Source organism: Microbacterium sp. 22179 (assembly GCF_052045715.1).
GTDB lineage: Bacteria > Actinomycetota > Actinomycetes > Actinomycetales > Microbacteriaceae > Microbacterium > Microbacterium galbinum.
This window is the reverse complement of sequence record NZ_JBQEPJ010000004.1, coordinates 1-25,991: the sequence shown is the minus strand read 5'-3', so window position 1 is coordinate 25,991 and position 25,991 is coordinate 1. Positions and strand designations below refer to the sequence as shown.

Sequence of the window (25,991 nt, the reverse complement as noted above, 5' to 3'; positions counted from 1 at the left end):
GTTTTCTCCGGAGTTATGGACGCCCGGCCGGGTGCACCAGCCGGAACAGCTCGCACACGACCGGCATATCCGGCGCGAAACCCCGCGGATTCTCGGAGTGCGCGCGCCAGTACCGCTCGTGCGCGGCGCGCCAGTATTCGAGCGTGCGGTCGCCCTCACCCTCGGCGTGGGCATGCGCGGCCTCGACCTCGTCGAAGGGGACGATGCGGATGCTCGTCGTCTCGATCACCGCGCGCGGTGCTCCGGTTCCGTCGAGGATGATGCTCAGCCCGCCCTCGACGGGGAGTGGATCGCTTGCTGCTTCGTAGTCCCAGACCGATGAGGCGGTGCCCGTCTTGATGCCGTCGAGCACCAGAGCCAGCAGGTCATCCGCGTGCGCGGGGGTCGCGCCGAAGGCCCAGGCCAGGGGCACGGCGGTGGGAAGCTCCGGATGCTCCGACCGCACCCCATCCCAGAACGAGGCGAGGGCGGTGGGGTCGGCGGTGATCATGACCTCAGCCTAGGCATCCGATCAGGAGGCGGGCGGCCCGAACAGCTCCTCGCCGTGCTCGTGCAGCAGGCGGTAGGCGTCGGCGAAGGTCTCGGGGTCGGGCTCTCCGGGCTTTCCGTAGCGCGACAGCAGCAGTCCGAGGAGTCCCCGCGCGGGCGGTGTGAGGGGCTTCATGCCGGAGGGGTCTCCCGGCTTCGGCTCGAGCTCTTCGGGGTTCGGCGGCGTGTAGGCGGGAGTCGTGACGGGCCAGTCCGACGGATGCCGCGGCTGATCGAGGTTGATGGCCTCGAACAGCGTGTTCGCCGAGGCGTCGCGATCGTTGAGGGGCTTCAATCCGTGGAGCCGCGAGAGCGTGGCGGTGACGGTGCCGTGATGCATCTCGTCGTGAACGATCGTGCCGCGCTTCGTGTACGCCGACACGGCGATCGCGGGAACGCGGCATCCGAGGCGGTCGAAGGTGAACCCCATCTCGCCGGCACCGGTGTCGGCGGTCGGCTTGGTCGCGGCGGGCGGCGGCACGTGGTCGTAGCATCCGCCGTGCTCATCGAAGGTGATGAGCAGCAGGGTGTTGACCGCGTTCGACCCCTTCGGTGAGGCGCTCGTGCGCACGGCCTCGTAGATGTCGTGGATGAGTCGGTCGCCGGCGCGCACGTCGGAGATCGCACTGTCGTAGACCGGCTCTCCGTCGACCGTGCTCTCGCGGGGCGAGCCGAACGGCGGGTGGAAGTCGTTGTGGTCGTAGACCATCCGCGGCTCGATGAACGCGTAGGCGGGGAGGGTGCCGTTCTTCGTGTCGGCGTAGAAGTCTTCCATGGTGCCGAAGTGGTCGGTGCGCCAGTACTTCTCGAGCACGGCGGCGTGCAGCATCCCGGTGAACGAGACGAGCTGCAGCTTGTCGATGTAGATCTTCCAGCTCACCTTCTTCTCTTCGAGCCGGTTGAAGACGGTCGGGGCGGCGGGAGCGTCGAGCCACTTCTTGTAGCCGCCGCCCGCCTGGTTGGTGACGAAGCCGTGCGAGGTCGACGCGTGGAAGAAGGAGCGGTTGCAGAAGGTCTGCGAGGGCACGCCGGCGTACCAGTGGTCGAAGACGGCGAACTCGCTCGCGAGGGTCGAGAGCACCGGCAGCATCTCGGGCGAGAACGAGCCCATGATGTGCGCGGCCTCCTCGGGCTTGGGCTCGGTGCCCTTGCGCAGCCGCCGGAAGTTGATGATGTAGTCCTCGAGGAACCCCGACATCGTGGCCTTCTCGCCGTGGGTCGGCGCGTTGAACGGCGCCGTCATCTCGTCGACGAACAGATCGGCATTGCCCTTCGGATCGACGGTGCCGAAGATCTGCGTGTTGACGTGCGGGTACTCCTCGCCCGGATCGGGGTCGGGCAGGCTCATGATGCGGTCGGTGTCGCCGGTGTAGACGTGCGCATCGACGACGGTTCCATCGGATGCCGTGTTGCTGTGCTTCCCGAAGGCCAGGCCCTCGAAGGTCTCGCCGTCGGGGATCGTGTCCTGCGAGTAGAGGTAGCCGAGGAGGTTGTCGAAGGAACGGTTCTCGCCCATGACGACGACGAGATGGTCGAATCCGGGCTCGCTGCGCGGGGTGAGGGCGGCGAAGGGGTCGGGTTCGGACGCGAACCCGTTGCGGGAATTCTGCGCGGCGACGGATGCCCCGATGGCCGCTCCGGCCGCACCGCCGACGACGGCGCCGGCGAACGCGGCCCCGCCCATCTTGAGGAACCCGCGCCGCGACGGGGTGCGGGCGGCGTCGGGACTCCGGTCGGATGCCGGATCGGATGCCGGGGGAGGGGTGCTGTCGTCGGCCATGGGGTGATCCTATGGCGGGGAGCGCGGCCGCGGAATGCTGGAACGCATCCCGTCGCATCGGTACCGTGGATGCATGAGCCACGCGGGAGACTCCTCGGTCGATGCACGGGTCAGAGCCGTCGAGAAGGATTACCTCTCGCGCCAGACCCGCCTCTTCATCACGTTCGCGCTGATCGAGGGGCCGGTGCTGCTGCTCGGAGCCGTGCTCATCTACGGGTTCGAGCTCATCGACCCCGAGGTCGGCATCTGGTTCCTCGTCGCGGTGGCCGTGATCGGCGGCGGCGTGCTGAGCATGATGCTGTTGCGCCTCATCCAGGGCCGGGTGCAGGCGATCGACCGGGCCCGGGGCGAGAACCCGCTGTTCTGAGGGCACGACCACACCGCCCGACTACGCTGGAACCCATGCTCAACATGGCCGAAGGCCTCGACCGTCTCGGCGCGCTCGCCGCGCATCCGGTGGTGCGCACCCTCGCCACGGCGTTCGCGGATGCCGGGTTCGACCTGGCCGTCGTCGGCGGTCCCGTGCGCGATGCGCTGCTGGGGCGTCCGACCCACGACCTCGACTTCACGACCGATGCTCGGCCCGACGACATTCTGCGCATCGTCACCCCGATCTCGACCGCGCAGTGGGACATCGGCCGTGCGTTCGGAACGATCGGTGCGCGCGTGCAGAAGGAGCAGGTCGAGATCACGACCTACCGCGCCGACAGCTACGACGGGGTGACGCGCAAGCCCACCGTCGAGTTCGGCGACACGATCGACGCCGACCTGGTGCGTCGCGACTTCACGGTCAACGCGATGGCGCTGCAGGTGCCCTCGGTGAAGCTCGTCGACCCGACCGGCGGGGTCGAAGACCTCATCGCGGGAGTGCTCCGCACCCCGACCGACCCCGACGTCTCGTTCGGTGACGACCCGCTGCGCATGCTGCGGGCCGCCCGGTTCAGCGCGCAGCTCGGCTTCCGCATCGACGACGACACCGCCGACGCGATCACCCGGCTGCGGTCGACGCTCGAGATCGTCAGCCCCGAGCGCATCCAGTCCGAGCTCGTGCGCCTCATGCAGACCGACGACCCGGTGCGCGGCATCCGCGCTCTCGTCGAGACCGGACTGATCGACGAGTTCCTGCCCGAGGTGAGCGCCCTCAAGCTCGAGGTCGACGAGCACCACCACCACAAGGACGTCTACGAGCACTCCCTGACGGTGCTGCGCCAGGCGATCTCGCTCGAGCATTCCCGGCATCCGGGTGCCGAGCCCGATGTGGCGCTGCGCATCGCGGCTCTGCTGCACGACATCGGCAAGCCCCGCACACGCAAGCTCGAAGACGGCGGAGCGGTCACGTTCCACCACCACGACATCGTCGGCGCTCGCATGGCGCGCAAGCGCCTGCAGGCCCTGCGGTTCGACACCGCCACGACGGATGCCGTCGCCACCCTCATCGAGCTGCACCTGAGGTTCTTCGGCTACGCCGAGGGCGCCTGGACGGATGCCGCGGTGCGCCGTTACGTGCGCGATGCGGGCCCCCTGCTCGAACGCCTGCACATCCTTACCCGTGCGGATGTGACCACGCGCAACAAGCGCAAGGCGGCGCGACTGTCGTCGGCGTACGACGACATCGAGTCGCGCATCGCGGCGCTCGCCGAACAGGAGCAGCTCGACGCGATGCGTCCGGAACTCGACGGCAATCGCATCCAGGAGGTGCTCGGCATCCGTCCCGGTCGCGAGGTCGGCGAGGCCTACAAATTCCTGCTCGACCTGCGCCTCGACGAGGGCGTGCTCGGGACGGAGGTCGCCGAGGAGCGTCTGCGCGCCTGGTGGGCGGCGCGCGCCTGAGGCGTTCTAGAGGTCGCGGCGTCGGGTCAGTTCGGTGAACACGACGCCCGATTCGTAGGCGATGCTCTCCACCACCTCGAACTGCGCGGGTCGGTAGGCGCGCTCGCCGAAGAGGGGGATGCCGGAGCCGAAGAGCAGCGGCTGACGCTTGAGGATCAGCCGATCGATCTGGTCGGCGAGCGTCGCGGCGAGGGTGCCGCCGCCGCACAGCCAGATGTCCGCGCCCTCCTCGCCCTTGAGGCGGCGGACGACGTCGACCGGATCGTCGTCGGTCACCTCGAGGTTCTCGGCCGTCGCGGTGCGCGTGCGACTGAAGACGATCTGGCGCAGGTGCCGGTACGGGCTGGTGACGCCTCCGACGGCGTACGTGTTGGCGCCCATCAGGACGGTGTCGAACCGGTCGAGGTGCTGCGGGATGCCCAGGGCGGCGGCCGCATCGGTCGGCAGAGTGTCTGCGAAGCGCCGATTGATCGCATCCATGTGGTCACCGGCGATCATGAACGCGTCGAACTGTCCGTCGGGTCCGGCGATGTATCCGTCGAGGGTGACGGCGGCGTAATACACGAGCTCGCGCATGGTTCTCCAATCACTACGTATGTCGTGGTTAATGTACAACACCCGTAGTGATCGCGCTAGGGTCGTGGCATGGCGAAGAACGAGGAGCGTCGACGAGCGATCGCCGACGCGGGCATCGAAGTGCTCGCTCGGGAGGGCTCACGCGGTCTCACCCACCGGGCGGTCGACGCGCGCGCCGGGGTGCCCATCGGCACGACCTCGAACTACTTCCGCAGCCGAGAGTCGCTGATCGACGGCCTCATCGAGCGCATCGGCGAACGACTGGCACCGACGAGCGAGGATCTGAGCCGACGCGAGACGGCGGCACCCGGCCCCGAACTCTTCGCGGACTACGTGCGCGACATCGTCCGTCGCCTCACCGCGCATCGCGATGTCACGCTCGCCCTCTTCGAGCTGCGACTGGAGAGCGCGCGCCGTCCGGAGGTGGCCGCGGTTCTCGGAGCCTGGCAACGCGCGGGCTTCGACGCCGATGTCACGTTCAATACGGGCGCAGGCCTGCCCGGAGGGCGGCCCGAGATCGCGCTCTTCCACTACGCCATCGACGGACTGCTGCTCGACCGGCTGACGACACCGATCGATCCCGAGACATCCACCGACGAGATCATCGACGGTCTGGTCGCGGGACTCCTGCGCCCGGAGCGTCGTCGATCGTCGTCGAGACCCACCGACCCCGTCGAGACCCACCACGAGCTGCGTGCGCGGTGAGGGGTTTCGACGCACGTGATGGGTTTCGATGCCGGCACGCGGGTCGGTCGTAAGGAGCGGACCTCGCGGCCGACGGCACGACGCGCCCGCCCGTGGGAGGGTTCCCACGGGCGACCTCCGCTTCTACACTGGGAGCACGCTCCACCCCCGAGGAACGGAGTCCCTGTGCCGTCGCAGTGGCAGTCTTCGCCTGAGGCCTCTCGCCTGATCATCGAGCGTGCGCACGAAGAGCTGCTCGCCGGCAACCTCGACGACCAGCGCCTGCAGCAGGTGCGTCCGCTCGTGCGGGCGTCATGGGAGCGGTCGTGGCGCGGACGCGTCGGCCCCGAGAGCCCGCCCGCGCTCGAACTCACCCGCGACGAGCTCGAGGAGTATCGCCGCGCGCACCCGCTCGCCGCCGTCATGGACACGATCCGCGGCCTGCTGCTGCCGGGCACTCCGGAAGACGCGGGAGTGGTGATCGCGATCGGCGACCAGGCCGGTCGACTGCTGTGGATCGAGGGAGACCGCCAGCTGCAGAGCCTCACCGACGACATGGGTTTCGTCGCGGGCGCGAACTGGGCGGAGGATGCCGTCGGCACGACCGCCCCGGGCACCGCGCTCGCTCTCGGACAGCCGGTGCAGATCCGCGGCGCCGAGCACTACAACCGCCTGGTGCACCCGTGGTCGTGCACGGCGGCACCGGTGCGCGACCCCGAGACGCAGCGCGTGCTCGGAGTGATCGACATCACGGGTGGGCCGGAGGTCGTGACCCCGCAGGCGCGACTGCTCGTGGATGCAACCGCCCGTGCCGTCGAGTCCGAACTGCTGATCACCCGCCTGCGCGCCCGGGCCGAGGTGGCGCCCCGGGTGCACCCTGCGCCGACGCGCACCCGCGCCGCGGCGCGCGCGACCCTGCACGTGCTCGGGCGCGACAGGGCGCGGCTCGAGACGGCATCCGATCATGAGGAATCGGTCATCGAGCTCAGCGCCCGCCACGCGGCCATCCTGCTGATGCTCGCCGTCCATCGGCAGGGGCTGTCGGCCGAGCGCCTCACCGAACTCGTCTACGGCGCCGACGTCTCGCCCGACACGCTGCGCCCCGAGATGGTGCGGCTGCGCAAGGTGCTCGAACAGCGGATGCCGGAACTGGTGCCCGAGTCGCGACCGTACCGCCTGCCCGTGACCCTCGACACCGACGCACAGGACGTGATGTCGCTGCTCGACCGGGGCGCGCACCGCGTCGCGCTCACCGCCTACCGGGGTCCGGTGCTGCCCGAGTCGACCTCGCCCGGAGTCGAGGAGTTCCGTGACACGGTGCGAGCGGCGCTGCGGGAGGCGATGCTGTCGGAGGCGAGCCTCGATGTGCTGCTCTCGTACGCCGAGATCCCCGAGGGGCAGTCGGATGCCGAGGCGCTGCGCCTCGCGCTCGAGATGCTGCCGGCGCGCTCGCCGAAGCGGCCCGGACTGGTCGCCCGGATCGAGCGACTCGAGCGCGCGCAGGCCTGAGGAGCATCCGCAACCGGGCGCAACGTTGCGCACCCGGGTGCAACGTCGCGCGACCTACCGTCGGAGGACAGCCGCGCACCGAGGCGCGGCCCAGCCCGAGGAGTCACGATGACCATCGTCGAAGAAGACGTGTCCACTGCCTACGCCGCCCCGGGTCAGCCGGGTTCCCTGGCCGACTACCGCCCCCGCTACGGCCATTACATCGGCGGCGAGTTCGTCGAACCCGCGAAGGGCCAGTACTTCGAGAACGTGAGCCCCGTCAACGGCAAGCCGTTCACCGAGGTCGCCCGGGGAACCAGTGAAGACATCGACCGCGCGGTCGACGTCGCCTGGAAGGCCTTCGCCTCCTGGGGCAAGACGAGTCCCGCCGAGCGCTCGGTCGTCCTGAACAGGATCGCCGACCGCATCGAGCAGAACCTCGAGCGCATCGCCGTCGCCGAGACGTGGGAGAACGGCAAGCCGGTGCGCGAGACGCTCGCCGCCGACATCCCCCTCGCGGTCGACCACTTCCGCTACTTCGCGGGTGTGCTGCGGGCGCAGGAGGGCGGCATCAGCCAGCTCGACGAGAACACCGTCGCGTACCACTTCCACGAACCGCTGGGTGTGGTCGGGCAGATCATCCCGTGGAACTTCCCGATCCTGATGGCCGTGTGGAAGCTGGCCCCGGCGCTCGCCGCGGGCAACTGCGTCGTCATCAAGCCGGCCGAGCAGACACCGGCATCCCTCCTGTTCCTGTTCGAGATCATCGGCGACCTGCTGCCCGCAGGCGTCGTGAACATCGTCAACGGCTTCGGCATCGAGGCGGGCGCCCCGCTCGCGCAGCACAAGCGCATCCGCAAGGTCGCTTTCACGGGCGAGACGACGACCGGCCGGCTCATCATGCAGTACGCCTCGCAGAACCTCATCCCGGTGACGCTCGAGCTCGGGGGCAAGAGCCCGAACGTGTTCTTCGAAGACGTCGCGCGCTCGACCAGCGACCCGTTCTACGACAAGGCGCTCGAGGGCTTCACGATGTTCGCGCTCAACCAGGGCGAGGTCTGCACCTGTCCGTCGCGGGCGCTCATCCAGCGATCCATCTACGACGGATTCCTCGCCGACGGGCTCGAGAGGGTCGGGAAGGTCGTGCAGGGCAATCCGCTGGATCCCGCGACGATGATCGGCGCCCAGGCATCCAACGATCAGCTGGAGAAGATCCTGAGCTACATCGACATCGGAAAGCAGGGCGGTGCGCGGCTGCTCACGGGCGGCGAGCGGGTCGACCTCGGCGGCGATCTCAGCGAGGGCTACTACGTCGCGCCGACCGTGTTCGAGGGCACCAACGACATGCGCATCTTCCAGGAGGAGATCTTCGGCCCGGTGCTGTCGGTCACCTCGTTCGACGACTTCGACAACGCGATCGACATCGCCAACGACACCCTCTACGGGCTGGGCGCGGGGGTGTGGAGCCGCAGCGGCGACACCGCCTACCGCGCGGGTCGGGCGATCGAGGCCGGGCGCGTGTGGACCAACACCTACCACCAGTACCCGGCGCACGCCGCGTTCGGCGGGTACAAGCAGTCGGGCGTCGGTCGCGAGAACCACAAGATGATGCTCGACCACTACCAGCAGACGAAGAACCTCCTCGTCTCGTACGCGGAGGGCCCGATGGGCTTCTTCTGATGGTCGACATCGGCACCTACCAGCGGGTCGCGGTGACGGATGCTGCGGCATCCCTCATCCGCGACCTCACGGTGCAGCACGGCCCGCTCATGTTCCATCAGTCGGGCGGATGCTGCGACGGCTCGTCGCCCATGTGCTACCCGGTGGGGATGTTCCTCACCGGGCCGGGCGACGTGCAGCTCGGGAGTCTCGACGTCGGGCTGGACGCCGAGGTCGAGGTCTTCATGTCGGAGTCGCAGTTCGAGTACTGGAAGTACACGCACCTCACCATCGACGTCGTGCCGGGGCGGGGAGCGGGGTTCTCGGTCGAAGGGCCGACGGGCATGCGGTTCCTGATCCGGTCGCGGATGCTCGACGACCAGGAGCTGGAGTACTTCGGGTTGGCGTGAGGTTCTCGGGGCGCGCGTGCAGCAGCGGAGGAGAACTCGCCCTCCGCAGGAAGCATCCGCCGTTTCGATCCTGCCGAACGCGAGTAATCCTCCCGAACGGATACGGCGGGGGGCACAGCTTCGACGGGCTCAGGGCCCCAGTTGCTTGCGACGGACGAGACGGAAGCGGCTCGCGAGCCAGACCAGTGCGCCGAGGGCGAGCAGGGCGGCGAGGAGACCGGCGACGTGCGCCGCGAGTACGGCGGGGCCGTGCGACGGCAGGAGGAATCCGTACGGCACCCAGCCGTCGGTCGCGCCGCGGATGAGCACGACGACGATCCACACGAGCGGGTAGACCGTGACGACCCACAGGCGTCGCCAGGCCAGCACCGGGCGGTCGCGGATCAGCAGCCAGTCGAGCGCGACGAGCAGCGGGAAGACGGCGTGCAGCACCACGCTCACCCACGCCGGCGCCGATCCGGTTCCCGGCACGATCAGGTTGTAGATCACGGCCACGAGCAGCATGCAGGTGACGGCGACGCCGCGCGCGTACGAAAACCAGAGCGGATGCCGTCGACCGCGCAGCGCGATCGCTCCCGACGCGAGGAGCAGGGCGCTCGTGAGCAGGCTCGTGAGGTTCGTGAAGTATCCGAAGTAGTCGATCAGGCTCGTGCGCCCGGCGCTGATACCCAGCAGATAGGTGTGCACGAGCACGGTGATGACGGAGAGCCCGACGATGATGCGGGTGAGGCCGACACCGACTCGCGCCGGCGGCCTCATCGCGAGACGCCGCTGGGCCGCGCGTAGGCGCGAAGGAAGACTCGCGTCCCGTCGAGCATCAGGGAGCGGACGCGATCGGCGTCTGCGCGTCGACGCATCGGCTCGTTCAGCACCCGCAGTGTCGTCAGCGCCGAGAAATGATCGGCGGCGAGGCGTGGATCGTCCATGTCGAGGAGTCCGCGCTCGGCGAGATGCGCGAAGCGGCGCGCGAGTGCCTCGGCGTGCGCGTCATCGAGGGGATGGTCCTCGAGCTCGGGGAGCACGGATTCGTTCTCTGCGATCAGCCGCGCCGCAGCGATGTAGTTCGACGAGCCGAACTGTGCGATTCCCAGCTCGACGGCGAAGGTTCGGAGAGCCAGCTCGAGTTCGGCCGGATCGTCGATGCCGTCGGGGAGATGACGCTCGATGACCGCTTGCACTCGGTCGAGCGCCGCCTGGCCGGCGTCCTCGATCACGTCGAGCAGGAGCCGTCGCTTGTCACCGTAGTAGTCGTAGACGGTGCGCTTCGAGACCCCCGCTCGAGCGGCGACGGCATCCATGCTGACACGGTCGGCACCCGACTCGACGAAGAGTTCGCGCGCCGCGTCGAGGATGTCGGAGCGCTTGTGCTCCTGACCGCGTCGCAACGGCTTCTGTGCCCTGGCGGTCATCGGTTGCTCCTTGCTTCCGAATCACCCTACACGGTGTAGTGCATATCTACACTGCACGGTGTAGTGTCACATCCATGCCCCTCTCTTCACGCGGATCACTTCAGGCCCACTCCCTCGTCAAGCGCTATCGCCACGCCGTCGCCGTGGACGACCTGTCGTTCGACGTGACCGCGGGCATCGTCACGGGCTTTCTCGGGCCCAACGGGGCCGGCAAGTCGACCACACTTCGTATGTTCCTCGGACTCGACAAGCCGACCAGCGGCGCGGCGACCGTGGATGGCCGTCGTCTCGAAGAGCTCCGTCACCCGATGCGCGTCATCGGCGCGATGCTCGACGCGCGCGCCGTCCATCCCCGACGCACGGCGGCCGATCATCTGCGGGCGGTCGCGCGTGCCGGGGGTATGCCACGGAGTCGTGTGAGCGAGATGCTGGAACTCGTCGGTTTGGATGCCGTGGCCGATCGAGCCGCGGGCGAGTTCTCCCTCGGGATGCGCCAGCGTCTCGGAATCGCGACGGCTCTCATCGGCGATCCCGGCATCGTGATCTTCGACGAGCCGCTCAACGGGCTCGATCCTGAAGGCATCCGGTGGGCGAGGTCTCTGATGCGCGATCTCGCCGGGCAGGGCCGCACCGTGCTGTTCTCCAGCCACCTGATGAGTGAGATGGAGCTGACGGCCGATCATCTCATCGTCATTCACCGCGGACGCCTGCTGGCCGACCAGAGCGTTCCCGAGCTCATCGCCGCCGAGACGAGCGAGCGAGTCCGGGTTCGCGCACCGGATCGCCACGGCCTTCTCGACGCGCTCGCACGTGCAGGGGTGACCGCCGCCGTCGATGCAGACGGTCGCACGGACTCTCTGACGGTCTCGGGTGCGACGTCGGACGATGTCGGCCGCATCGCCGCAGCCGGGGGGTTCGAGGTGTCCGAACTCACCCTCGTGCGCGACTCCTTGGAAGACGCGTTCCTCGCAATGACAACCGACCCGAAGGCCGCCTGATATGAACATCGTCATCTCCGAATGGATCAAGATCCGGAGCGTCCGCAGCACCTGGGTGATGGTGGCGTCGACCGCCGTGGTCACCGTCCTGGTGAGCCTCGTCGGCGTCACCGGTCTCATCGGTGACGGAGCAGTCGCTCCGGCCGCCTTCGATCCGACTGCGGCGGGCTTCAAGGGAATCCTCGTCGGGCAGCTCGTGATCGCCGCGCTCGGGTCGCAGGCGATCACCGCCGAGTACGCGAGCGGTCAGATCATCTCCACGCTCACACTCGTACCCCGGCGACGAACCTTCCTCCTCGCCAAGCTCGCCGTAGTGGCGATGGTCGCGGTACCCACGGCCATCGTGACCGTCGCCGCCGCGTTCGGTGCGAGTCAGGCCACGCTCGCTGCGGCCGGGTGGCCGACCGCCACCCTGGGCGACCCCGACGTCGTGCGCGCCCTCGCCTGCGCCGTCGTATACCTCGTGCTCGCGTCGGTTCTCGGACTCGCGTTCGGCACGATCACGCGCAGCTCCTCCGGCGCTCTGGCGGTCATCGTGACGGTGGCGCTGTTGATCCCGGCACTTGCTCCGGGAATCCCGGGCATCATCGGCCAGGTGGTCGGAACGTACTGGCCGACGACGGCTGGTCAGGCGTCGTACACCGTGGTGGCGAACGGATCGATCTTGCCGCTGGCCGGACTCGCCCTGCTGACAGTCGCGACGGTATGGACCGCCGTAGCCGCAACGCTGGTGTTCCTCCGACGCGACGCGTGACAACGGTGAAAAGACTGAACGATCATGCAACGAAATGCAACGTGGCCCGGCATACCATTTTCACAAGCGCCGATATACCGCTTGTCCCCAGCAGGCGAAGGCGTTGACGGCAGAGGCCGTCTGCAGAGGGAGAGTCGAACTTCTTCTGATCCCGAGGGGGGATGGGGTGGGCGCTGGTCCCCAGAACGGCACCCACCCCCACACTCGATACCGGCGTCCGCCGGACCGGGTCAGCGCATCGACATGAACGCGTACGCGACGCCGATGAGGATCACGATGACGAGCGGGATCCACGTCACCCGGCGCTTCAGTCGTCGGCCCTGCGGGGCGACGCCCGGTGGGGGAGTGAGCAGCCCGGCCGGCGGCGCGAACGGCAGGGGTGCGGATGCCGCGGCACCCGGCGCGACGGCATCCGATATCTGCCGATGCTGCGCACGCAGGCGGTCGTCGCGCCAGCGCGCCCACTGGTCGAACTTCGTCATCAGCGCACCGACGACGCCGAACAACCAGGCCCACGTCGCCGGGTCGAGCGTCGACGCCTGGCGCCTCGTGTAGAGGAACATCCAGTCGTCGACGATCTCGACATCGAGCTGGGCGGCATGGTCGATGAACCGCGCCATGATGTCGGGTGTGAAGAGGTAGAGGGCGTCCTGCTCATACCCCTCGGGGCAGTACAGCGTGAAGTGCCGGTCGAAGTCTCCCTCGAGCGACAGGCGCTGCGCGCGCTGGAACGACGCCGGCAGGTTCGAGCCGAAACCGTTGTTGCCGAGCGCGTCGAGCACGATGTTCGGCAGCGGCACGTCAAGTTTCACGGCGATGTAGCCCCAGCGGTACGTGGTCGAGCTCTTGCCGTGCTTGACCGTGTACTGGTAGTTGCCGAACTCGACGAACCGCGGCTGCGTTCCGCGCACCAGGTCGGTCGCCAGCCGCCCCGAGCCGAGGCTGAAGATCATGCCCGGCAGCGGCGGGTTCGCGATGCGCTCGGTGTAGCTCATGCCGTTCGCCTGAGCGAACATGCCGATCCGATAGCGGCGGATGCGGTTGGCGCGCACCGTGAAGAACGTGATCACGGCCGCGGCGCCGAGGGCGAGCACGAGGAGCACGGCGAAGATCGAGGCGCCCGTCGATCCTCCCGTGCGCAGGGTGCTGGTGACGACTCCGCCGAGCACGACGACGCCCACGAGAGCGACGAATCCGAGCGCGATGACGCCGATCACCGCTCCGGCGATCGTGCCGGCGGAGGCCGGAGCGCGTCGTGCCTTGAGGTCGGCCGTGAACGCCCCGACCGCCCGCGGATCGACCGGGCCGGTCAGTGCGCGGGCGTCGAAGGCGGATGCCGGATGCTGCGGCGAACTCATCGATTCACCTCGTCGGAATCCCAGGTCAGCGCAGAACCCTCACGCAGCGGGAGGGCCTCGATGCGGTCGTCGGCGCACAGCGCGCGGATGAGGTCGCCGGACCCGGCGATGACGGTCGAGTCGGCGTCGATCTCGGTGACCATCACCCAGGCCCGATCCTCGGGCCAGATCAGATTCGGACTCTGCGCGTAGGCGGGGAAGCCGTCCTGTTCGGACGGGCGGTCGCGCCACGGCGCGTCGAGCACCCAGTCCGGGTCGGCGAACGCGCGCGGCCCCGCGGAGAAGAGCACGTGGGCACGGTCGGGCAACTCCAGCCTCGGTCCTTCGGAGACCTCGCGGGGGAGCAGACCCTCTTGCCAGGTCGGCTTGCGGAAGACGTTGTTGAACGGATCGTGCGTGCTGCGTCCGAGCATCGCCTGGTGGTGCGGGTCGTCGCCTCCGGACGGACCGAACAGGCCCGGATTCGCGGGCATGCCGAGGTGGCCCACGAGGTTGCCCCATCCCTCCCAGAGCGCTGCGAACCCGGCATCCGGGGTCGAGGTGTGCGCGGCGAGCACGTCTGCCACCACGGGCAGGAGCGACGGATCGAGCTCGCCCTCGGTCGGGGCGTCGAACTCGCGGCCGTCCGGGGCGATGCGTGTGCGCCAGTCGCCGGCCAGCGGAGTGCGCACGAGGCGATGCCACTGCGCGAGGGCATGCATCGTCGTGCCGAACGCCGCAGCGGTCTCGGCCCAGGTGACCTCGGCGTCGACGAACTCGCCCTGCAGGCGCTCGCGCTCGGCGTTCGGCATCCGTTCCCACTCCTCGGGAGCAGGGACCGCCCGACCGGGGAGTGACCGGGTGAAGCCCGGATGGAACACGCGCGCATAGGCCTCGAACCCCTGCGGAACGGCGGCGTGCATGGTGCCCGTGCGAGTGTCGAGCCGCGCCCGCAGCCAGTCGCCGACGGTCGGGTTCGCGATCCACTCCATGCGACCACGGTACCCGGGCGTGAGTTCACGGACGTACTGCTCTTTTCTGTACGTTTCAGTGCTTTTCTGTACGTTGTCGTGCGACAATAGTCGTATGAGTGAGATCGCCATCACCGAAGCGCGAGGCCGACTGGCCTCGATCGTCGACGAGGCGCGCACGGCCCCCGTCTATCTCACGAGACGGCACCGCCCGGTCGCAGCGGTGGTCGATCCCGCGCAACTCGCGCAGCTCCTCGAGGATGCCGAAGAACTCGCCGATATCCGTGCGGTCGACGCCGCGTGGGAAGAGACGCAGAGGCTGGACGAAACTCCGATTCCGTGGGACGAGGTCAAGCGCGAGCTCGGCCTGTGACGTACGAGATCCAGTTCCTACCGGCGGCATTTCGGGAGATCAAGAAGTTGCCGCCAGAGGCGAAGCGTCGAGTGCAAGCCGTGATCGAGCTGCTGGCCGAGGATCCGAGGCCGCCTGCTGCGAAGCGTTTGACCGCGCGTCCGGAATGGCGGGTGCGCAGTGGCGACTACCGGGTGATCTACCGCATCGAGGATGCGGTACTCACGGTCGTCGTGGTGTCGGCCGGGCATCGACGAGAGATCTACCGTTGATCCGGCGGGCCCCCGCGCCCGCCATAATCGAAGGGTGACTGCGACTGCAACCCTTCCCTCGCTCGATGGCCGCCGCTTCCGGATGATCTCGTCCACGACCTCGGCGGTCGACCCCGAGGCGCCGAGCATCTTCGAGTATTTCGAGAAGGACGGTGCGATCTGGGGCGGGTACACCGGCGACACGGTGACCTTCGGCAAGTTCGTGGGAACCCGCACCGCCGACACGATCTGGGTGTCGTTCGTGCACGTGCTCGTGGCCGACGGCCAGGTCGTCACGGGCGACGGGGAGAGCGAGCTCGAGCTCACCGACGACGGACTCATCCGCCTTGTCGAGCACTACGAGATGCACGGCCTGCCGCAGCTGAGCGTGTGCGAGGAGATCCCCGCCTGACCGGGTCAGCGACCCCGTGAGGGGTCACAACACGCCGTAAGCGGATGCCGAGTCGCGGCGTGTCTTGACCCCTCAGCGGAGTCAGCGGGGCGACGGAGTCGGCGGATCAGCGGGGCGGTAGCGCGTCGCGTCCGGGGGATGCCGGCGTCCAGCGCGTCATGCCCAGGGGGATCTCGGCGTGACGCTCGGGGATGTCGGAGGGCAGCAGGTAGGGCCGACGGATGACCTCGTCGAGCACCACGACGCTGACGACGGTGCGCACCTCGGGCAGCTGCGCGATCACCCCGGTCGAGAACTCGTGCACGCCGCTGACGTCGACGGCGCGGATGAGCAGCATGGCATCGTGCTCGCCGGTCGTGATCGCGCACCATTCGACGTCGGGCATCTCGCTCACGCGATCACGGAAGGATGCCCAGGCCTGCGGCAGCACCGTGACGAAGACGAGGGCGCCGATGGAGAGACCCGCCTTGGCCTGATCGACCCGGGCGCTGAAGCCCGTGATCACGCCGTCGCTCACCAATGATTCGACTCGCGAATAAGCGCTGGCGCGGGAGATCCCCACCCTGTCGGCGAGTGCGGCGATCGAGATGCGACCGTTATCACGGAGCACTTCGAGAATCTTGTACGCGATCTCGTCCAACCCGGTGGCACTTCGTCCAGAATGCTTCGATGCTTCAGCATCCTTGCTGGACATATTGCTCCCCACGGTTGATGATCTGGACAGACCGTGTCGGTCACCCCGACACTTGCTGGACACATCGTCGCATATGATGCGAATCTGATCCACGGTCGTCCACACCAGTGGCGGCCGACACCCGAATGTACTCCTCGCCCTTGGAGGCTCACATGTCGTCACGCCGCACTCTGCCTGCGCTCGCGTTCGGAGCGGTCGCGCTCCTCGCGCTCGCCGGTTGCTCGGGAGGAAACTCCGCCAACAACGGCGATGACTCGTCGGGCTCCGGCTCGCTGGTCATCGACACCGCGTTCTCGATCGAGACGACCGACCCGGGTCACACCTACGACCCGACCGGCAACATGATCGCCAAGGCGATCTACGAGACCCTCGTCGACTTCGAGGGCTCCGACGTCTCGACGCCGGTTCCCGGACTCGCGTCCTGGGAGCAGAACGACGCCGCGACCGAGTTCACGTTCACGCTCGAGGGCGACCGCGTCTTCTCCGACGGCACCCCGATCGAGGCGAAGGACGTCGTCTTCTCGCTGCAGCGCATCCAGGGCATGGAGGACGCCAAGCCCAACTTCCTGCTCGCCGGCATCACGATCACCGAGGTCGACGACAAGACGATCACCTTCACCTCCGAGACCCCGCTGCTGCAGCTGCCCGCGATCCTCGCGAACCCGGCGCTCGGCATCGTCAACTCCGACGTCGTGATCGAGAACGGCGGCGCGACCGACGGCTCCGACAGCGCGCAGAGTTTCCTCGACGGCGAGTCGGCGGGCTCCGGTCCGTTCGTGCTCGACACCCTCGACCTCTCGTCGCAGGTCGTGCTCACCAAGAACGACGAGTACAACGGCGACGAGGAGTCGGCCTACGACCGTGTCGTCGTGCGCAACGTCTCGGAGAGCGCCACGCAGCTCGCCAACCTCAAGGGCGGCGACTCGATGGTCGCGATGGACCTGAACGGCGACCAGGTCGCGGGCCTCGGCGACGACCTCACGGTCGACTCCGTGCCCTCGGGCCAGACGATCTTCCTGCTGCTCAACCAGGGCGAGGCGGGAGGCGACCTCGCGAACGTCAAGATCGCCGAGGCGATCCGCTACGCGCTCGACTACGACGCGCTGCTCGAGCTGGCCGGCGCCGGCGCGGTGCAGGCGACCGGCGTCATCCCGCCCGGATTCGAGGGCTCGCTCGACGGCGGCGTCTCGCAGGACCTCGACGCGGCGAAGGCCGCTCTCGCCGAGGCCGGCTACACGGGCCAGACCCTGAAGCTGCAGTTCCCGAACGACTACCCGGTCGGCGGCGTGGAGTTCACCCCGCTCGCCGAGCGCATCCAGGCGCAGCTCGAGGATGCCGGCATCGCGGTGGAGCTCGCCCCGGCGCCGTTCGCCACCGAGCTCGACGCCTACGTCAACGGCACCGAGGGCTTCGGCCTGTGGTTCTGGGGTCCGGACTACGCGGACTCCGCGAACTTCCTGCCGTTCGGCCCGGGCCTGAAGGTCGGCCTCCGTGCCGGCTGGGCAGCCGAGGCGAACCCGGAGATCGCCGAGATCGCCGCGAACGCGGCCAGTGCGACGGATGCCGACGAGCGCACCGCCCTGTTCACCGAGTTCGCCGAGGCCATGCAGGCCGAGGGTCCGTTCGTGCCGCTCATCGTTCCGGGTCGCAACATCGCCTCGGCATCCGCCGTCTCGGGCGCCGTGTACAACTCGGTGTGGGAGATGGACATCGCCGAGATCACCCCGGCCGGCTGAACGGATAACGACGCATGACAACGGTGGCGGTGCAGAGACAGGCGCGCAGGCGTCGGTCTCCCCTGATCGGATACCTGCTGCGGCGGGCCGGCACCTCCCTGCTCCTGTTGGTGGGCGTGACGATCGTCACGTTCCTGCTCACCAACCTGGTGCCGGGAGACCCGGTCTCGGCCGCGCTCGGTGAGGGCGCATCGCAGAACCCGGCGACGCGAGAGGCGTTCATCCGGGAGCACGGACTCGATCAGCCGTTGATCGTGCAGTACTTCATCTATATGGGGAACCTGCTCCGCGGGGACCTCGGGACGTCGCTGGTGACCGGCCGTGCGGTCACCAGCGACCTCTCCACCGCCGTGCCGGCGACGATCGAGATCGCCATCGGCGCGATCATCCTGAGTCTCGTCGTCAGCATCGTGCTCGGCACGCTCGCCGCGTACCGCCGCGGACTCGTGACCGACCAGGTCATCCGCGTCGTCACGCTCGTCGGCCTCAGCGTGCCGACCTTCTGGCTCGCGCTGGTCAGCTTCTACGTCTTCTTCCTCGAGCTGCGCATCGCCCCCGGGTCGGGCCGCATCTCGCCGTCAATCACCCCGCCGCCGCGCGTAACGGGTCTTTACACGGTCGACTACCTGCTCAACGGCGACGCCGTCGGCTACTTCGACGCCCTCGCACACCTCGCCCTGCCGGTCATGGTGCTGTCGCTCGTGACGATCGGTCTGCTCACCCGCTTCATCCGCACCTCGGTGCTCGAGGTGCTCGGCAGCGACTACGTGCGCGCCGCCCGCGCCAAGGGCCTCCCCGCGATGCGCGTCATCCTCGACTACGTGCTGCGGGGAGCATCCCTCCCGATCCTCACCGTCGTCGGCGTCGCCTTCGGAACCCTGCTCTCGGGCACCGTGCTCGTCGAGTCGGTCTTCGCGTGGCCGGGCCTGGGCACCTACGCCTACAACTCCGCCGCGAACCTCGACCTGCCCGGCATCATGGGCGTCGGCCTCGTGGTCGGGTTCATCTATCTCCTCATCAACTTCGTCGTCGACATGCTCTACGGCGTCCTCGACCCGAGAGTGAGGATCGCATGAGCCGCATCGACGCCGCATCCGGGCCCTGGCGGTTCCGCTTCCGCTGGCCGCGCGCCTGGCGCACGCCCCTCGGCATCATCGGCACCGTCATCGCCGGTGCCTGGGTGATCGTCGCCTTCACCGCGCAGTGGTGGGTGCCCTACGGCCCCAACGCGCAGATCTTCCCGCGCCTGCAGGAGCCCGGAGTCGAGACCCTGCTCGGCACCGACGGCAACGGCCGCGACATCTTCTCGCGACTCATGACGGGTGCGACCGTGAGCCTGCCGCTCGCGCTCATGCTCGTCGTCGCCGCCATGATCATCGGCACCCTCATCGGTGCGCTCGCCGGATACTTCGGCGGCTGGGTCGACGAAACGCTCATGCGCATCACCGACCTCTTCATGGCGTTCCCGACGGTGATCCTCGCGATGGTGGTCGCGGCATCCCTCGGACCGTCGCTGTTCAACGCGGTGATCGCGGCCATCGTCGTCTCGTGGCCGCAGTACTCGCGTGTGACCCGCAGCATCGTGCTCGGCCTCCGCGGGCAGAACTACGTCATCGCCGGCCGCCTGCTCGGCCACTCGCCGCTGCGCACGCTGTTCGTCGACATCCTGCCCAACATCGCCGGCCCCGTGCTGGTGCTCGCGACGCTCGACATCGGTGCCGCCATCCTGCTGCTGTCGGGGCTGTCGTTCCTCGGCCTCGGCGCGCAGCCGCCCACGGCGGAATGGGGTTCGATGATCTCGTCGGCCATGCAGAACTTCGACGCCTGGTGGCTCGGGGTCTTCCCGGGTCTCGCGATCCTCACGGTCGTGCTGGCGTTCAACTTCCTCGGTGACGCGATGCGCGACATCCTCGACCCGACGGCCGAAGTGACGCACGAGAAGCAGGCCGAGAAGACGGATGCCGCGGGGGTGCCCGCATGACCGCGCTGAGCATCCGCGACCTGACGATCGACATCGGCCGCCCGCTCGTGAAGGGCGTCTCTCTCGACCTCGAGGCGGGCCGCATCCACGGTCTCGCCGGCGAGTCCGGCTCGGGCAAGACCCTCACCTCGCTCGCCGTGCTCGGACTGCTGCCCCGGCAGGCGAAGACCGGCGGATCGATCACCCTCGCGGGCGAGGAGCTCGTCGGGCTCACGCGTCGGGCGATGAACCGCGTGCGCGGCAAGCGCATCGCGATGGTGTTCCAGGACCCCTCGGCATCGCTGCACCCGCAGCTGCCCGTCGGCCGCCAGCTCACCGACCACATGCGCGTGCACCTCGGCCTTCGCGGTGCGGCGGCCCGCGAGAAGGCCGTCGAACTGCTGCAGACCGTGCAGGTGCCGAACCCCGCCGAGGCGCTGAAGCGCTACCCGCACCAGTTCTCGGGAGGTCAGCGCCAGCGCATCGCGATCGCATGCGCCCTGGCCTGCGACCCCGACGTGCTGCTCGCCGACGAGCCGACCACCGCGCTCGACGTCACGGTGCAGGCCGGCATCCTGCAGCTGCTGCGCGACCTCGCCATCGAGCGCCGGCTCGCCGTGCTGCTCGTGACCCACGACCTCGGCGTGATGAGCGCGATCGCCGACGAGGTCGCCGTCATGAAAGACGGCCTGATCGTCGAGAAGGCCGATCGCGAGACGCTGTTCCGCGACCCGCAGCACGAGTACACGCGGATGCTGCTCGCCGCACTGCCCGGTTCCCGCATCGAGGAGGACGCTGATGAGTGAGGTCTCCGTCCTCGACGCGCAGGACATGGTCGTGCGCTACCCGGGCAACCCGCCCGTGATCGCCGTGAACGGGGTGTCGATGACCGTCGCCGCGGGCGAGACCGTCGCCCTCGTGGGCGAGTCCGGCAGCGGCAAGTCGAGCTTCGCTCGCGCCGTCGTCGGCATCGAGAAGACCGCGGGAGGGACGGTGCTGTTCAACGGCGCACCGGTCTCGCCCCTCGGCATCCGTCGACGCTCGATCGCCCTCACCGGCATCCAGATGGTCTTCCAGGACCCGTCGACCTCGCTCAACCCGCGCCGGCGGGTGGGCGACCAGATCTCCGACGGCATCGCCACCGCCCGAGCGCGCGGTGCCGCCGGATCCACCGTCGAGGAATGGCTCGAGCGCGTCGGCCTGCCGACCTCGGTCGCTTCGCGCTTCCCGCACCAGTTCTCGGGCGGGCAGAAGCAGCGCATCGCGATCGCCCGGGCGCTCGCCGCCCGGCCCTCGCTGCTCGTCGCCGACGAGCCGATCTCGGCCCTCGATGCGTCGACCCAGACCAGCGTCGCCGGCCTCATGCGCGACCTCGTCGCGGAGTCCGGCGCGGGGATGCTGTTCATCTCGCACGACCTCGCCGTCGTGCGGCGCATCGCCGACCGCACGTTCGTCATGTACTCCGGGCGCGTGCTCGAGTCGGGTCCGACCGATCGTCTCTGGGCCGCGCCCCAGCATCCGTACACCCAGGCGCTGCTCGCGGCGATCCCCGAGCCCGACGGGGCCGGCCGCATCCCCGACGCCCCGTCGACCGAGGACCGCGAGGTGTGGTCGGAGATCCCGCCCGTCCTGAACTGACGCGACGCAGAAGGGCCCGGCATCCGTGGTGGATGCCGGGCCCTTCCTCGTCGCCGATCAGATCGGGGCGACGATGTCCTGCTTCACGTCCCAGTCGGTGATCTCGAGGACCGACTCGATCGCCTGACCCTGCACCTCGGTCTTCGTCGAGGTCGCGAGCATGATGTAGTCCGCGGTGACCTCGAAGGTCGCGTCGACCTCGACTCCCTGCGTCTCAGCGGTGCCGGTGACGAGGTAGACCTTCTGGCCGAGGCGCTCGCCGGTGCCGGTCACGGTGAACTCGCCCGAGAGAGCGGCGGCCGCCGTCGCGGGATCGAGCGACGCGGCGTTCTGCGCGGCCGTGCTGAGCGCCGCGATCACGGGGTCGCTGGCGTTCGGGTCAGCGGCCTGCCACTCGCTGGTCGGGCTCTTCACCCAGGTGTCGTCGCCGATGATGATCATCGAGCCCATGTCGGAGATGACCTCGGTGGCGTCGTTGGCCGAGTCGTAGCGCGCGGTCGAGACCATTCCCATGGTGGTCGACGTGGCCGCATAACCGGCGGATTCCTTCATCCGGTCAGCCGAGCAGGTGCTGAGGTCGGCGACGTCGATCGTCTCGCCCTCCTTCAGCTCGGGGCAGTCGGATGCCGTCGACGTCTCCTCCGACGACGAGGCGCTGCTCGTGCTGCTGGGCTTGCTCTCGTTGCCATTTCCGCTCGGTGCCGAGCATCCTGCCAGCAGGATCGCGGCGGCGACGATGGCTCCGGCCTTCCACATGTTGACGCGCATGGCGTCCCCCCTTCACGTGGCCGATGACGGTCACCGGCCACCGCAGACAAGCATGCCAAAGGGCGAGCGTCACGCGTGGTGGAAGCTCAGGGTTGCGTCCGCTAGACTGTCCAGGTTGTCTGCCTTCTGGCAGGCACGTTCACACACCCTCCTGCTTTCGAGAAATCCTCGGAAGCCGTTCTAGTCCGAAGGAGGTGGGTAAGTGACGCACCAGTACGAACTCATGGTCATTCTGACCCCCGAGATCGACGAGCGCCAGGTCGCACCTACGCTCGACAAGTTCCTGAAGGTCATCACCAACGATGGTGGCTCGATTGACAAGGTCGACATCTGGGGTAAGCGCCGTCTGGCCTACGAGATCCAGAAGAAGAACGAGGGCATCTACGCCGTCGTCAACTTCACCGCTACCAGCGAGGCCACGCAGGAGCTCGACCGTCAGCTCAAGCTGAACGAGCAGATCATGCGCACCAAGGTCCTCCGCTCGGAAGAGGCTCAGGCGATGGTCGCTTCGGAAGCCAAGCGCTCCGAAGAGAAGGCTGCTCGCAAGGCCGCCAAGGCTGCGAAGGCCTAAGTCCCATGGCCGGCGAAACCGTCATCACCGTTGTGGGAAACCTCACGGCCGACCCCGAGCTGCGGTACACGCAGAACGGGCTGCCGGTGGCGAACTTCACCATCGCATCGACGCCTCGGAACTTCGACCGTGCCGCGAATGAGTGGAAGGACGGCGAAGCGCTGTTCCTCCGCGCATCCGTCTGGCGCGAGTTCGCCGAGCACGTGGCAGGTTCGCTGACGAAGGGCATGCGCGTCATCGCGCAGGGCCGTCTGCGTCAGCGCTCCTACCAGGACCGCGAGGGCAACCAGCGCACCGCGATCGAGCTGGAGGTCGACGAGATCGGCCCCTCGCTCCGTTACGCGACCGCGCAGGTCACCCGTGCGGCCTCGAACGGCGGTGGCGGCGGAGGACAGTCTCGCCCCGCACAGCAGCAGCAGGTGTCGGAGGAGCCGTGGTCTACCCCCGGCTCGTCGACCAGCGCCGACGCCTGGAGCACTCCGGGCAGCTTCGGCGACGACACCCCGTTCTAATTCTCTGGCCCTGAGCTCGTGACCCGCGTGGGTCCCTGAGCTTGTCGAAGGGCCGCTCTCAACTAAGGAAAAACCATGGCTGGAAAGTCGAGCGGCGACCGCCGCAAGCCGCGGAAGGGTGGCAAGCCCACCGCTCCCGCGAAGTCGATCCGGGTCGGAGTCATCGATTACAAGGATGTCGCCACCCTTCGCAAGTTCGTCTCGGAGCGCGGCAAGATCCGTGCCCGTCGTATCACCGGTGTCTCGGTGCAGGAGCAGCGTCTGATCGCCACGGCGATCAAGAACGCGCGCGAAATGGCGCTCCTGCCCTACGCTGGCGCCGGCCGGTAAGGGGTATCGAGATGGCAAAGCTGATTCTCACGAACGAGGTCGCCGGGCTGGGTAGCGCTGGTGACGTGGTCGAGGTCAAGAACGGGTACGCCCGTAACTACCTCATCCCCCAGGGCTTCGCTACGGCGTGGACCCGTGGTGGCGAAAAGCAGGTCGCATCGATCCAGGCCGCGCGTCAGGCACGCGCGATCCACGATCGTGACGACGCTGTCGCACTGAAGAACGCCCTCGAGGGCACCAAGGTCCGTCTGGCCGTCAAGGCCGGCGCCGCTGGTCGTCTCTTCGGCTCGGTCAAGACCGAGCACGTCGCAGACGCCGTCGCCGCTGCGGGCCTCGGCTCGATCGACAAGCGCAAGGTGCACATCACCTCGCCGATCAAGTCGACCGGTGACCACGAGGCCACGGTTCGTCTGCACGACGACGTGACCGCAGTCATCACGCTGCAGGTCGTCGCCGCGAAGTAATTCCGTCTTCGCTGGGTCACTGAGCCCGTCGAAGTGCGAACGCCCTCTGTCCTTCGGGACAGGGGGCGTTCGGCGTTTCTCGGGGGTGGGTGTGGGTGGGGTGTGCACTAACTCAGGAAAAGCGCGGGTCTGGGGGTGGTTTCGGGCTGATTCGGGGGAGTTCGGTGAGGGATTTCCTGAGTTAGTGCACGTGCGGGAGGAGCTGTGAAGGGTCGGTTCCGTCAACGGAGGCCGAGCTCGGCGGCGCGGGACGGGTGCACGGGCAGTCCCGGGTCGACGTCCACCGCCCGCGACCATCCGCCGTCACCGAGGAGCAGACCGAGATGCTGCAGCGCGCCGACGGCCTCGTCGACCGCCGAGACGAACTCCGCTCCCACCTCGTGTCCGCGCACGAGCGAGACGATGACCCGAGTCGTGGCAGCATCCTGCTCGCCCGCCCAGACCACGACAACGCCGAGCGCGGATAGCGATCCGATGCGGCGCGTGACGAGCGAGAGCCCGGTCCCTCCGAACAGCACATCGGCTGCGAGAGATCCCCGTCGGTAGTAGCGCACTGCACCCGTCGCCGTGTCGACCGAGCGAGCGCGGAAATGTGCGGCGGGAATCGCGCGGTCCAGTGCGCGAAGGACCATCGGCACGGCGTCGGTCGGGACGGTGAAGGTGCGCGCCCCGCGCAGGGTGCCGCGGCGAATCTGCCGGTCGTCCACCATCGTTCACCACCTGCCCCATTCCTGTCCGCAACCGTCGCGGAGACGTCTTCCGCCTGGAGTCTATGGCGCGCGGCGATGGTTCCGAGCGAACCGTCGGGGGTGGGCAGGGGTCGCCACGGTTCACAACTCCGGAGATTTCGATCGGATGCGGTCGATACGCGCCCGCGGGCTTCAATGCCTGCTCCGTCTCCGGAGTTGTGAACGGGCTCGACGGATGCCCCGCGCTGGGGGCACGGGGCATCCGCCCTTGCAGCCGCGTCAGAGGTCGACGCCGGGCTGGGGACCCGGGGGCAACTCGTCGCTCCCTCGGCGACGCGGCGCTCCGGTGGTACGGCGCCTCCTCCCTCCAGGGCGCCGGACCACCGGGGTCCGCGTTACGCCGTGCGGCGGCGCAGCAGGCCCGCTCCCGTCAGGAGCAGGAGAACGGCGACGAACACCGGGGCGAGCGACGCGGCGCCACCCGTGGTGGCGAGGGCGTCAGCTCCTCCGGACGAGGTCGCCATGCCCGCGGCCATCGTGCCGCCCGAGCTCGGTCCGACTCCTGCGTCCGTACCCGGCGTCGCACCGGGGTCGGTTCCCGGATCCGTGCCGGGGTCGGTGCCAGGATCCGTGCCGGGGTCCGTGCCCGGGTCGGTGCCGGGGTCGGTCCCAGGATCGGTTCCCGGGTCCGTGCCGGTCGGCGTCGTCACCGTGCTGTCACCGATCACCGAGATCGCGTTGTCGCCGATCGTCACCGGCAGCGTGATCGGAAGGCCGATCTGCGTGCCGCCGAGGATGCCGTCGTCTCCGCTGGTGGTGCTGCCGGTGGTGGGGGCGCCCGGGGTGGTGCCGGTGCCGGTCGTGCCGGTGACGTCGCTGTCTCCGGTGAGGAAGATGGCGTTGCCGGTGATGCCGATGGGTGCGGTGACGGGGGCGGTGACCTGGCTACCGCCGAGGATGCCGTCGTCTCCGGTGGTGGTGCTGCCGGTGGTGGGGGCGCCCGGGGTGGTGCCGGTGCCTTCGGTGCCACTGACGTCGCTGTCTCCGGTGAGGGAGATGGCGTTGCCGGTGATGCCGATGGGTGCGGTGATCGGGGCAGTGACCTGGCTACCGCCGAGGATGCCGTCGTCACCGGTGGTGGTGCTGCCGGTGGTGGGGGCGCCCGGGGTGGTGCCGGTGCCGGTCGTGCC

Annotated in this window: 30 protein-coding genes and 1 pseudogene; 20 read left to right on the top strand and 11 right to left on the bottom strand. The window is 68.7% G+C overall.

Annotation, left to right across the window (positions count from 1 at the left end; translation table 11 throughout):
• Positions 1-13 precede the first annotated feature (13 nt).
• Entirely contained in the window at positions 14-490 is a 477-nt protein-coding gene (locus ACTJKK_RS10020) for an ASCH domain-containing protein (RefSeq protein ID WP_440747879.1), read from the bottom strand.
• A gap of 21 nt (positions 491-511) precedes the next feature.
• Positions 512-2,308 (bottom strand): alkaline phosphatase family protein, encoded by a 1,797-nt coding sequence (locus ACTJKK_RS10015; RefSeq protein ID WP_440747878.1) that lies wholly within the window; start codon positions 2,306-2,308, stop codon positions 512-514.
• Between the two features lie 73 nt (positions 2,309-2,381).
• Between ACTJKK_RS10015 and ACTJKK_RS10010 the strand changes: the two genes are divergently transcribed.
• On the top strand, positions 2,382-2,675 hold the full coding sequence (locus ACTJKK_RS10010; RefSeq protein WP_247624072.1) for a hypothetical protein: 294 nt from the start codon (positions 2,382-2,384) through the stop codon (positions 2,673-2,675).
• 35 nt (positions 2,676-2,710) lie between these two features.
• The gene (locus ACTJKK_RS10005; RefSeq protein ID WP_440747877.1) at positions 2,711-4,138 is read left to right on the top strand and encodes a CCA tRNA nucleotidyltransferase; all 1,428 of its coding nucleotides are present in this window, start codon (positions 2,711-2,713) and stop codon (positions 4,136-4,138) included.
• 6 nt (positions 4,139-4,144) lie between these two features.
• Here ACTJKK_RS10005 and ACTJKK_RS10000 read toward each other — a convergent pair whose 3' ends face one another.
• Positions 4,145-4,714 (bottom strand): dihydrofolate reductase family protein, encoded by a 570-nt coding sequence (locus tag ACTJKK_RS10000; protein WP_440747876.1) that lies wholly within the window; start codon positions 4,712-4,714, stop codon positions 4,145-4,147.
• A gap of 69 nt (positions 4,715-4,783) precedes the next feature.
• Between ACTJKK_RS10000 and ACTJKK_RS09995 the strand changes: the two genes are divergently transcribed.
• From ACTJKK_RS09995 to ACTJKK_RS09980, 4 genes are all read left to right on the top strand, one after another.
• Entirely contained in the window at positions 4,784-5,419 is a 636-nt protein-coding gene (locus ACTJKK_RS09995) for a TetR/AcrR family transcriptional regulator (protein ID WP_440747875.1), read from the top strand.
• Positions 5,420-5,584: 165 nt separating this feature from the next.
• Positions 5,585-6,907, top strand: a complete 1,323-nt coding sequence (locus tag ACTJKK_RS09990) for a GAF domain-containing protein (protein WP_440747874.1) — start codon at positions 5,585-5,587, stop codon at positions 6,905-6,907.
• Between the two features lie 108 nt (positions 6,908-7,015).
• On the top strand, positions 7,016-8,566 hold the full coding sequence (gene exaC, locus ACTJKK_RS09985) for an acetaldehyde dehydrogenase ExaC (protein ID WP_440747873.1): 1,551 nt from the start codon (positions 7,016-7,018) through the stop codon (positions 8,564-8,566).
• On the top strand, positions 8,566-8,955 hold the full coding sequence (locus tag ACTJKK_RS09980) for a DUF779 domain-containing protein (RefSeq protein WP_440747872.1): 390 nt from the start codon (positions 8,566-8,568) through the stop codon (positions 8,953-8,955). The genes exaC and ACTJKK_RS09980 overlap by 1 nt, the downstream gene beginning before the upstream one ends.
• A gap of 129 nt (positions 8,956-9,084) precedes the next feature.
• On the opposite strand, the gene ACTJKK_RS09975 is transcribed toward ACTJKK_RS09980, so the two are convergent.
• Complete coding sequence (locus ACTJKK_RS09975; protein WP_440747871.1) at positions 9,085-9,714, bottom strand: Pr6Pr family membrane protein; 630 nt, start codon at positions 9,712-9,714, stop codon at positions 9,085-9,087.
• Entirely contained in the window at positions 9,711-10,364 is a 654-nt protein-coding gene (locus tag ACTJKK_RS09970) for a TetR/AcrR family transcriptional regulator (RefSeq protein WP_440747870.1), read from the bottom strand. The genes ACTJKK_RS09975 and ACTJKK_RS09970 overlap by 4 nt, the downstream gene beginning before the upstream one ends.
• 74 nt (positions 10,365-10,438) lie before the next feature.
• Here ACTJKK_RS09970 and ACTJKK_RS09965 point away from each other — a divergent pair, with 74 nt between their 5' ends.
• Together ACTJKK_RS09965 and ACTJKK_RS09960 are read left to right on the top strand one after the other, a co-directional pair.
• Positions 10,439-11,362: an ABC transporter ATP-binding protein gene (locus ACTJKK_RS09965; protein ID WP_440747869.1), complete on the top strand. Its 924-nt coding sequence runs from the start codon at positions 10,439-10,441 to the stop codon at positions 11,360-11,362.
• Between the two features lies 1 nt (position 11,363).
• Positions 11,364-12,116, top strand: coding sequence for an ABC transporter permease (locus ACTJKK_RS09960; protein ID WP_440747868.1), 753 nt, complete (start codon positions 11,364-11,366; stop codon positions 12,114-12,116).
• Positions 12,117-12,346: 230 nt separating this feature from the next.
• Here ACTJKK_RS09960 and ACTJKK_RS09955 read toward each other — a convergent pair whose 3' ends face one another.
• Positions 12,347-13,474 carry a hypothetical protein gene (locus ACTJKK_RS09955; protein WP_440747867.1) on the bottom strand — a complete coding sequence of 376 codons (1,128 nt, stop codon included), beginning with the start codon at positions 13,472-13,474 and terminating at the stop codon, positions 12,347-12,349.
• A complete protein-coding gene (locus ACTJKK_RS09950; protein WP_440747866.1) occupies positions 13,471-14,445 on the bottom strand; it encodes a hypothetical protein in 975 nt (324 codons plus the stop codon). The genes ACTJKK_RS09955 and ACTJKK_RS09950 overlap by 4 nt, the downstream gene beginning before the upstream one ends.
• A 94-nt stretch (positions 14,446-14,539) precedes the next feature.
• Between ACTJKK_RS09950 and ACTJKK_RS09945 the strand changes: the two genes are divergently transcribed.
• From ACTJKK_RS09945 to ACTJKK_RS09935, 3 genes are read left to right on the top strand one after another with little or no spacing between them, the layout of a single operon-like run.
• Positions 14,540-14,797, top strand: a complete 258-nt coding sequence (locus ACTJKK_RS09945) for a type II toxin-antitoxin system Phd/YefM family antitoxin (protein WP_440747865.1) — start codon at positions 14,540-14,542, stop codon at positions 14,795-14,797.
• The gene (locus tag ACTJKK_RS09940) at positions 14,794-15,048 is read left to right on the top strand and encodes a type II toxin-antitoxin system RelE family toxin (protein WP_247633441.1); all 255 of its coding nucleotides are present in this window, start codon (positions 14,794-14,796) and stop codon (positions 15,046-15,048) included. Before ACTJKK_RS09945 ends, ACTJKK_RS09940 begins: the two co-directional genes overlap by 4 nt.
• Before the next feature lie 34 nt (positions 15,049-15,082).
• Positions 15,083-15,439, top strand: a complete 357-nt coding sequence (locus ACTJKK_RS09935) for a hypothetical protein (protein WP_247624080.1) — start codon at positions 15,083-15,085, stop codon at positions 15,437-15,439.
• A gap of 106 nt (positions 15,440-15,545) precedes the next feature.
• Here ACTJKK_RS09935 and ACTJKK_RS09930 read toward each other — a convergent pair whose 3' ends face one another.
• On the bottom strand, positions 15,546-16,133 hold the full coding sequence (locus tag ACTJKK_RS09930; RefSeq protein WP_281731253.1) for an Lrp/AsnC family transcriptional regulator: 588 nt from the start codon (positions 16,131-16,133) through the stop codon (positions 15,546-15,548).
• 152 nt (positions 16,134-16,285) lie between these two features.
• Here ACTJKK_RS09930 and ACTJKK_RS09925 point away from each other — a divergent pair, with 152 nt between their 5' ends.
• The 5 genes from ACTJKK_RS09925 to ACTJKK_RS09905 are packed head-to-tail and all read left to right on the top strand — an operon-like array spanning position 16,286 to position 21,467.
• Entirely contained in the window at positions 16,286-17,869 is a 1,584-nt protein-coding gene (locus ACTJKK_RS09925; RefSeq protein ID WP_247957240.1) for an ABC transporter substrate-binding protein, read from the top strand.
• A 14-nt stretch (positions 17,870-17,883) separates the two neighbouring features.
• Entirely contained in the window at positions 17,884-18,945 is a 1,062-nt protein-coding gene (locus tag ACTJKK_RS09920) for an ABC transporter permease (protein ID WP_247624082.1), read from the top strand.
• The gene (locus tag ACTJKK_RS09915; protein WP_247633445.1) at positions 18,942-19,850 is read left to right on the top strand and encodes an ABC transporter permease; all 909 of its coding nucleotides are present in this window, start codon (positions 18,942-18,944) and stop codon (positions 19,848-19,850) included. Before ACTJKK_RS09920 ends, ACTJKK_RS09915 begins: the two co-directional genes overlap by 4 nt.
• Complete coding sequence (locus ACTJKK_RS09910) at positions 19,847-20,635, top strand: ABC transporter ATP-binding protein (protein ID WP_336641434.1); 789 nt, start codon at positions 19,847-19,849, stop codon at positions 20,633-20,635. Before ACTJKK_RS09915 ends, ACTJKK_RS09910 begins: the two co-directional genes overlap by 4 nt.
• Positions 20,628-21,467: an ABC transporter ATP-binding protein gene (locus tag ACTJKK_RS09905; protein ID WP_247624085.1), complete on the top strand. Its 840-nt coding sequence runs from the start codon at positions 20,628-20,630 to the stop codon at positions 21,465-21,467. Before ACTJKK_RS09910 ends, ACTJKK_RS09905 begins: the two co-directional genes overlap by 8 nt.
• Before the next feature lie 57 nt (positions 21,468-21,524).
• Here the strand turns inward: ACTJKK_RS09905 and ACTJKK_RS09900 are convergent, their stop codons facing one another.
• Positions 21,525-22,235: a hypothetical protein gene (locus ACTJKK_RS09900; RefSeq protein ID WP_440747864.1), complete on the bottom strand. Its 711-nt coding sequence runs from the start codon at positions 22,233-22,235 to the stop codon at positions 21,525-21,527.
• Between the two features lie 202 nt (positions 22,236-22,437).
• Between ACTJKK_RS09900 and rpsF the strand changes: the two genes are divergently transcribed.
• From rpsF to rplI, 4 genes are all read left to right on the top strand, one after another.
• Positions 22,438-22,806: a 30S ribosomal protein S6 gene (gene rpsF / locus ACTJKK_RS09895; protein ID WP_029264265.1), complete on the top strand. Its 369-nt coding sequence runs from the start codon at positions 22,438-22,440 to the stop codon at positions 22,804-22,806.
• 5 nt (positions 22,807-22,811) lie between these two features.
• Positions 22,812-23,318, top strand: coding sequence for a single-stranded DNA-binding protein (locus tag ACTJKK_RS09890; protein ID WP_050723584.1), 507 nt, complete (start codon positions 22,812-22,814; stop codon positions 23,316-23,318).
• Between the two features lie 75 nt (positions 23,319-23,393).
• The gene (gene rpsR / locus ACTJKK_RS09885; protein WP_017829850.1) at positions 23,394-23,648 is read left to right on the top strand and encodes a 30S ribosomal protein S18; all 255 of its coding nucleotides are present in this window, start codon (positions 23,394-23,396) and stop codon (positions 23,646-23,648) included.
• Between the two features lie 11 nt (positions 23,649-23,659).
• Entirely contained in the window at positions 23,660-24,112 is a 453-nt protein-coding gene (rplI, locus tag ACTJKK_RS09880) for a 50S ribosomal protein L9 (protein ID WP_247624087.1), read from the top strand.
• A gap of 221 nt (positions 24,113-24,333) precedes the next feature.
• Here rplI and ACTJKK_RS09875 read toward each other — a convergent pair whose 3' ends face one another.
• Positions 24,334-24,822 (bottom strand): hypothetical protein, encoded by a 489-nt coding sequence (locus ACTJKK_RS09875; RefSeq protein ID WP_440747863.1) that lies wholly within the window; start codon positions 24,820-24,822, stop codon positions 24,334-24,336.
• A 374-nt stretch (positions 24,823-25,196) separates the two neighbouring features.
• Positions 25,197-25,991, bottom strand: a pseudogene (locus ACTJKK_RS09870) (hypothetical protein); the annotation flags it as partial.

Excerpts from the sequence above, each read along its gene's own strand:
- ACTJKK_RS10020 (WP_440747879.1), bottom strand. The coding sequence starts at position 490 with ATGATCACCGCCGACCCCACCGCCCTCGCCTCGTTCTGGGATGGGGTG.
- ACTJKK_RS10015 (WP_440747878.1), bottom strand. The coding sequence starts at position 2,308 with ATGGCCGACGACAGCACCCCTCCCCCGGCATCCGATCCGGCATCCGAC.
- ACTJKK_RS10010 (WP_247624072.1), top strand. The coding sequence starts at position 2,382 with ATGAGCCACGCGGGAGACTCCTCGGTCGATGCACGGGTCAGAGCCGTC.
- ACTJKK_RS10005 (WP_440747877.1), top strand. The coding sequence starts at position 2,711 with ATGCTCAACATGGCCGAAGGCCTCGACCGTCTCGGCGCGCTCGCCGCG.
- ACTJKK_RS10000 (WP_440747876.1), bottom strand. The coding sequence starts at position 4,714 with ATGCGCGAGCTCGTGTATTACGCCGCCGTCACCCTCGACGGATACATC.
- ACTJKK_RS09995 (WP_440747875.1), top strand. The coding sequence starts at position 4,784 with ATGGCGAAGAACGAGGAGCGTCGACGAGCGATCGCCGACGCGGGCATC.
- exaC (WP_440747873.1), top strand. The coding sequence starts at position 7,016 with ATGACCATCGTCGAAGAAGACGTGTCCACTGCCTACGCCGCCCCGGGT.
- ACTJKK_RS09980 (WP_440747872.1), top strand. The coding sequence starts at position 8,566 with ATGGTCGACATCGGCACCTACCAGCGGGTCGCGGTGACGGATGCTGCG.
- ACTJKK_RS09975 (WP_440747871.1), bottom strand. The coding sequence starts at position 9,714 with ATGAGGCCGCCGGCGCGAGTCGGTGTCGGCCTCACCCGCATCATCGTC.
- ACTJKK_RS09970 (WP_440747870.1), bottom strand. The coding sequence starts at position 10,364 with ATGACCGCCAGGGCACAGAAGCCGTTGCGACGCGGTCAGGAGCACAAG.
- ACTJKK_RS09965 (WP_440747869.1), top strand. The coding sequence starts at position 10,439 with ATGCCCCTCTCTTCACGCGGATCACTTCAGGCCCACTCCCTCGTCAAG.
- ACTJKK_RS09960 (WP_440747868.1), top strand. The coding sequence starts at position 11,364 with ATGAACATCGTCATCTCCGAATGGATCAAGATCCGGAGCGTCCGCAGC.
- ACTJKK_RS09955 (WP_440747867.1), bottom strand. The coding sequence starts at position 13,474 with ATGAGTTCGCCGCAGCATCCGGCATCCGCCTTCGACGCCCGCGCACTG.
- ACTJKK_RS09950 (WP_440747866.1), bottom strand. The coding sequence starts at position 14,445 with ATGGAGTGGATCGCGAACCCGACCGTCGGCGACTGGCTGCGGGCGCGG.
- ACTJKK_RS09945 (WP_440747865.1), top strand. The coding sequence starts at position 14,540 with ATGAGTGAGATCGCCATCACCGAAGCGCGAGGCCGACTGGCCTCGATC.
- ACTJKK_RS09930 (WP_281731253.1), bottom strand. The coding sequence starts at position 16,133 with ATGTCCAGCAAGGATGCTGAAGCATCGAAGCATTCTGGACGAAGTGCC.
- ACTJKK_RS09925 (WP_247957240.1), top strand. The coding sequence starts at position 16,286 with ATGTCGTCACGCCGCACTCTGCCTGCGCTCGCGTTCGGAGCGGTCGCG.
- ACTJKK_RS09920 (WP_247624082.1), top strand. The coding sequence starts at position 17,884 with ATGACAACGGTGGCGGTGCAGAGACAGGCGCGCAGGCGTCGGTCTCCC.
- ACTJKK_RS09915 (WP_247633445.1), top strand. The coding sequence starts at position 18,942 with ATGAGCCGCATCGACGCCGCATCCGGGCCCTGGCGGTTCCGCTTCCGC.
- ACTJKK_RS09910 (WP_336641434.1), top strand. The coding sequence starts at position 19,847 with ATGACCGCGCTGAGCATCCGCGACCTGACGATCGACATCGGCCGCCCG.
- ACTJKK_RS09905 (WP_247624085.1), top strand. The coding sequence starts at position 20,628 with ATGAGTGAGGTCTCCGTCCTCGACGCGCAGGACATGGTCGTGCGCTAC.
- ACTJKK_RS09900 (WP_440747864.1), bottom strand. The coding sequence starts at position 22,235 with ATGCGCGTCAACATGTGGAAGGCCGGAGCCATCGTCGCCGCCGCGATC.
- ACTJKK_RS09890 (WP_050723584.1), top strand. The coding sequence starts at position 22,812 with ATGGCCGGCGAAACCGTCATCACCGTTGTGGGAAACCTCACGGCCGAC.
- rpsR (WP_017829850.1), top strand. The coding sequence starts at position 23,394 with ATGGCTGGAAAGTCGAGCGGCGACCGCCGCAAGCCGCGGAAGGGTGGC.
- rplI (WP_247624087.1), top strand. The coding sequence starts at position 23,660 with ATGGCAAAGCTGATTCTCACGAACGAGGTCGCCGGGCTGGGTAGCGCT.
- ACTJKK_RS09875 (WP_440747863.1), bottom strand. The coding sequence starts at position 24,822 with ATGGTGGACGACCGGCAGATTCGCCGCGGCACCCTGCGCGGGGCGCGC.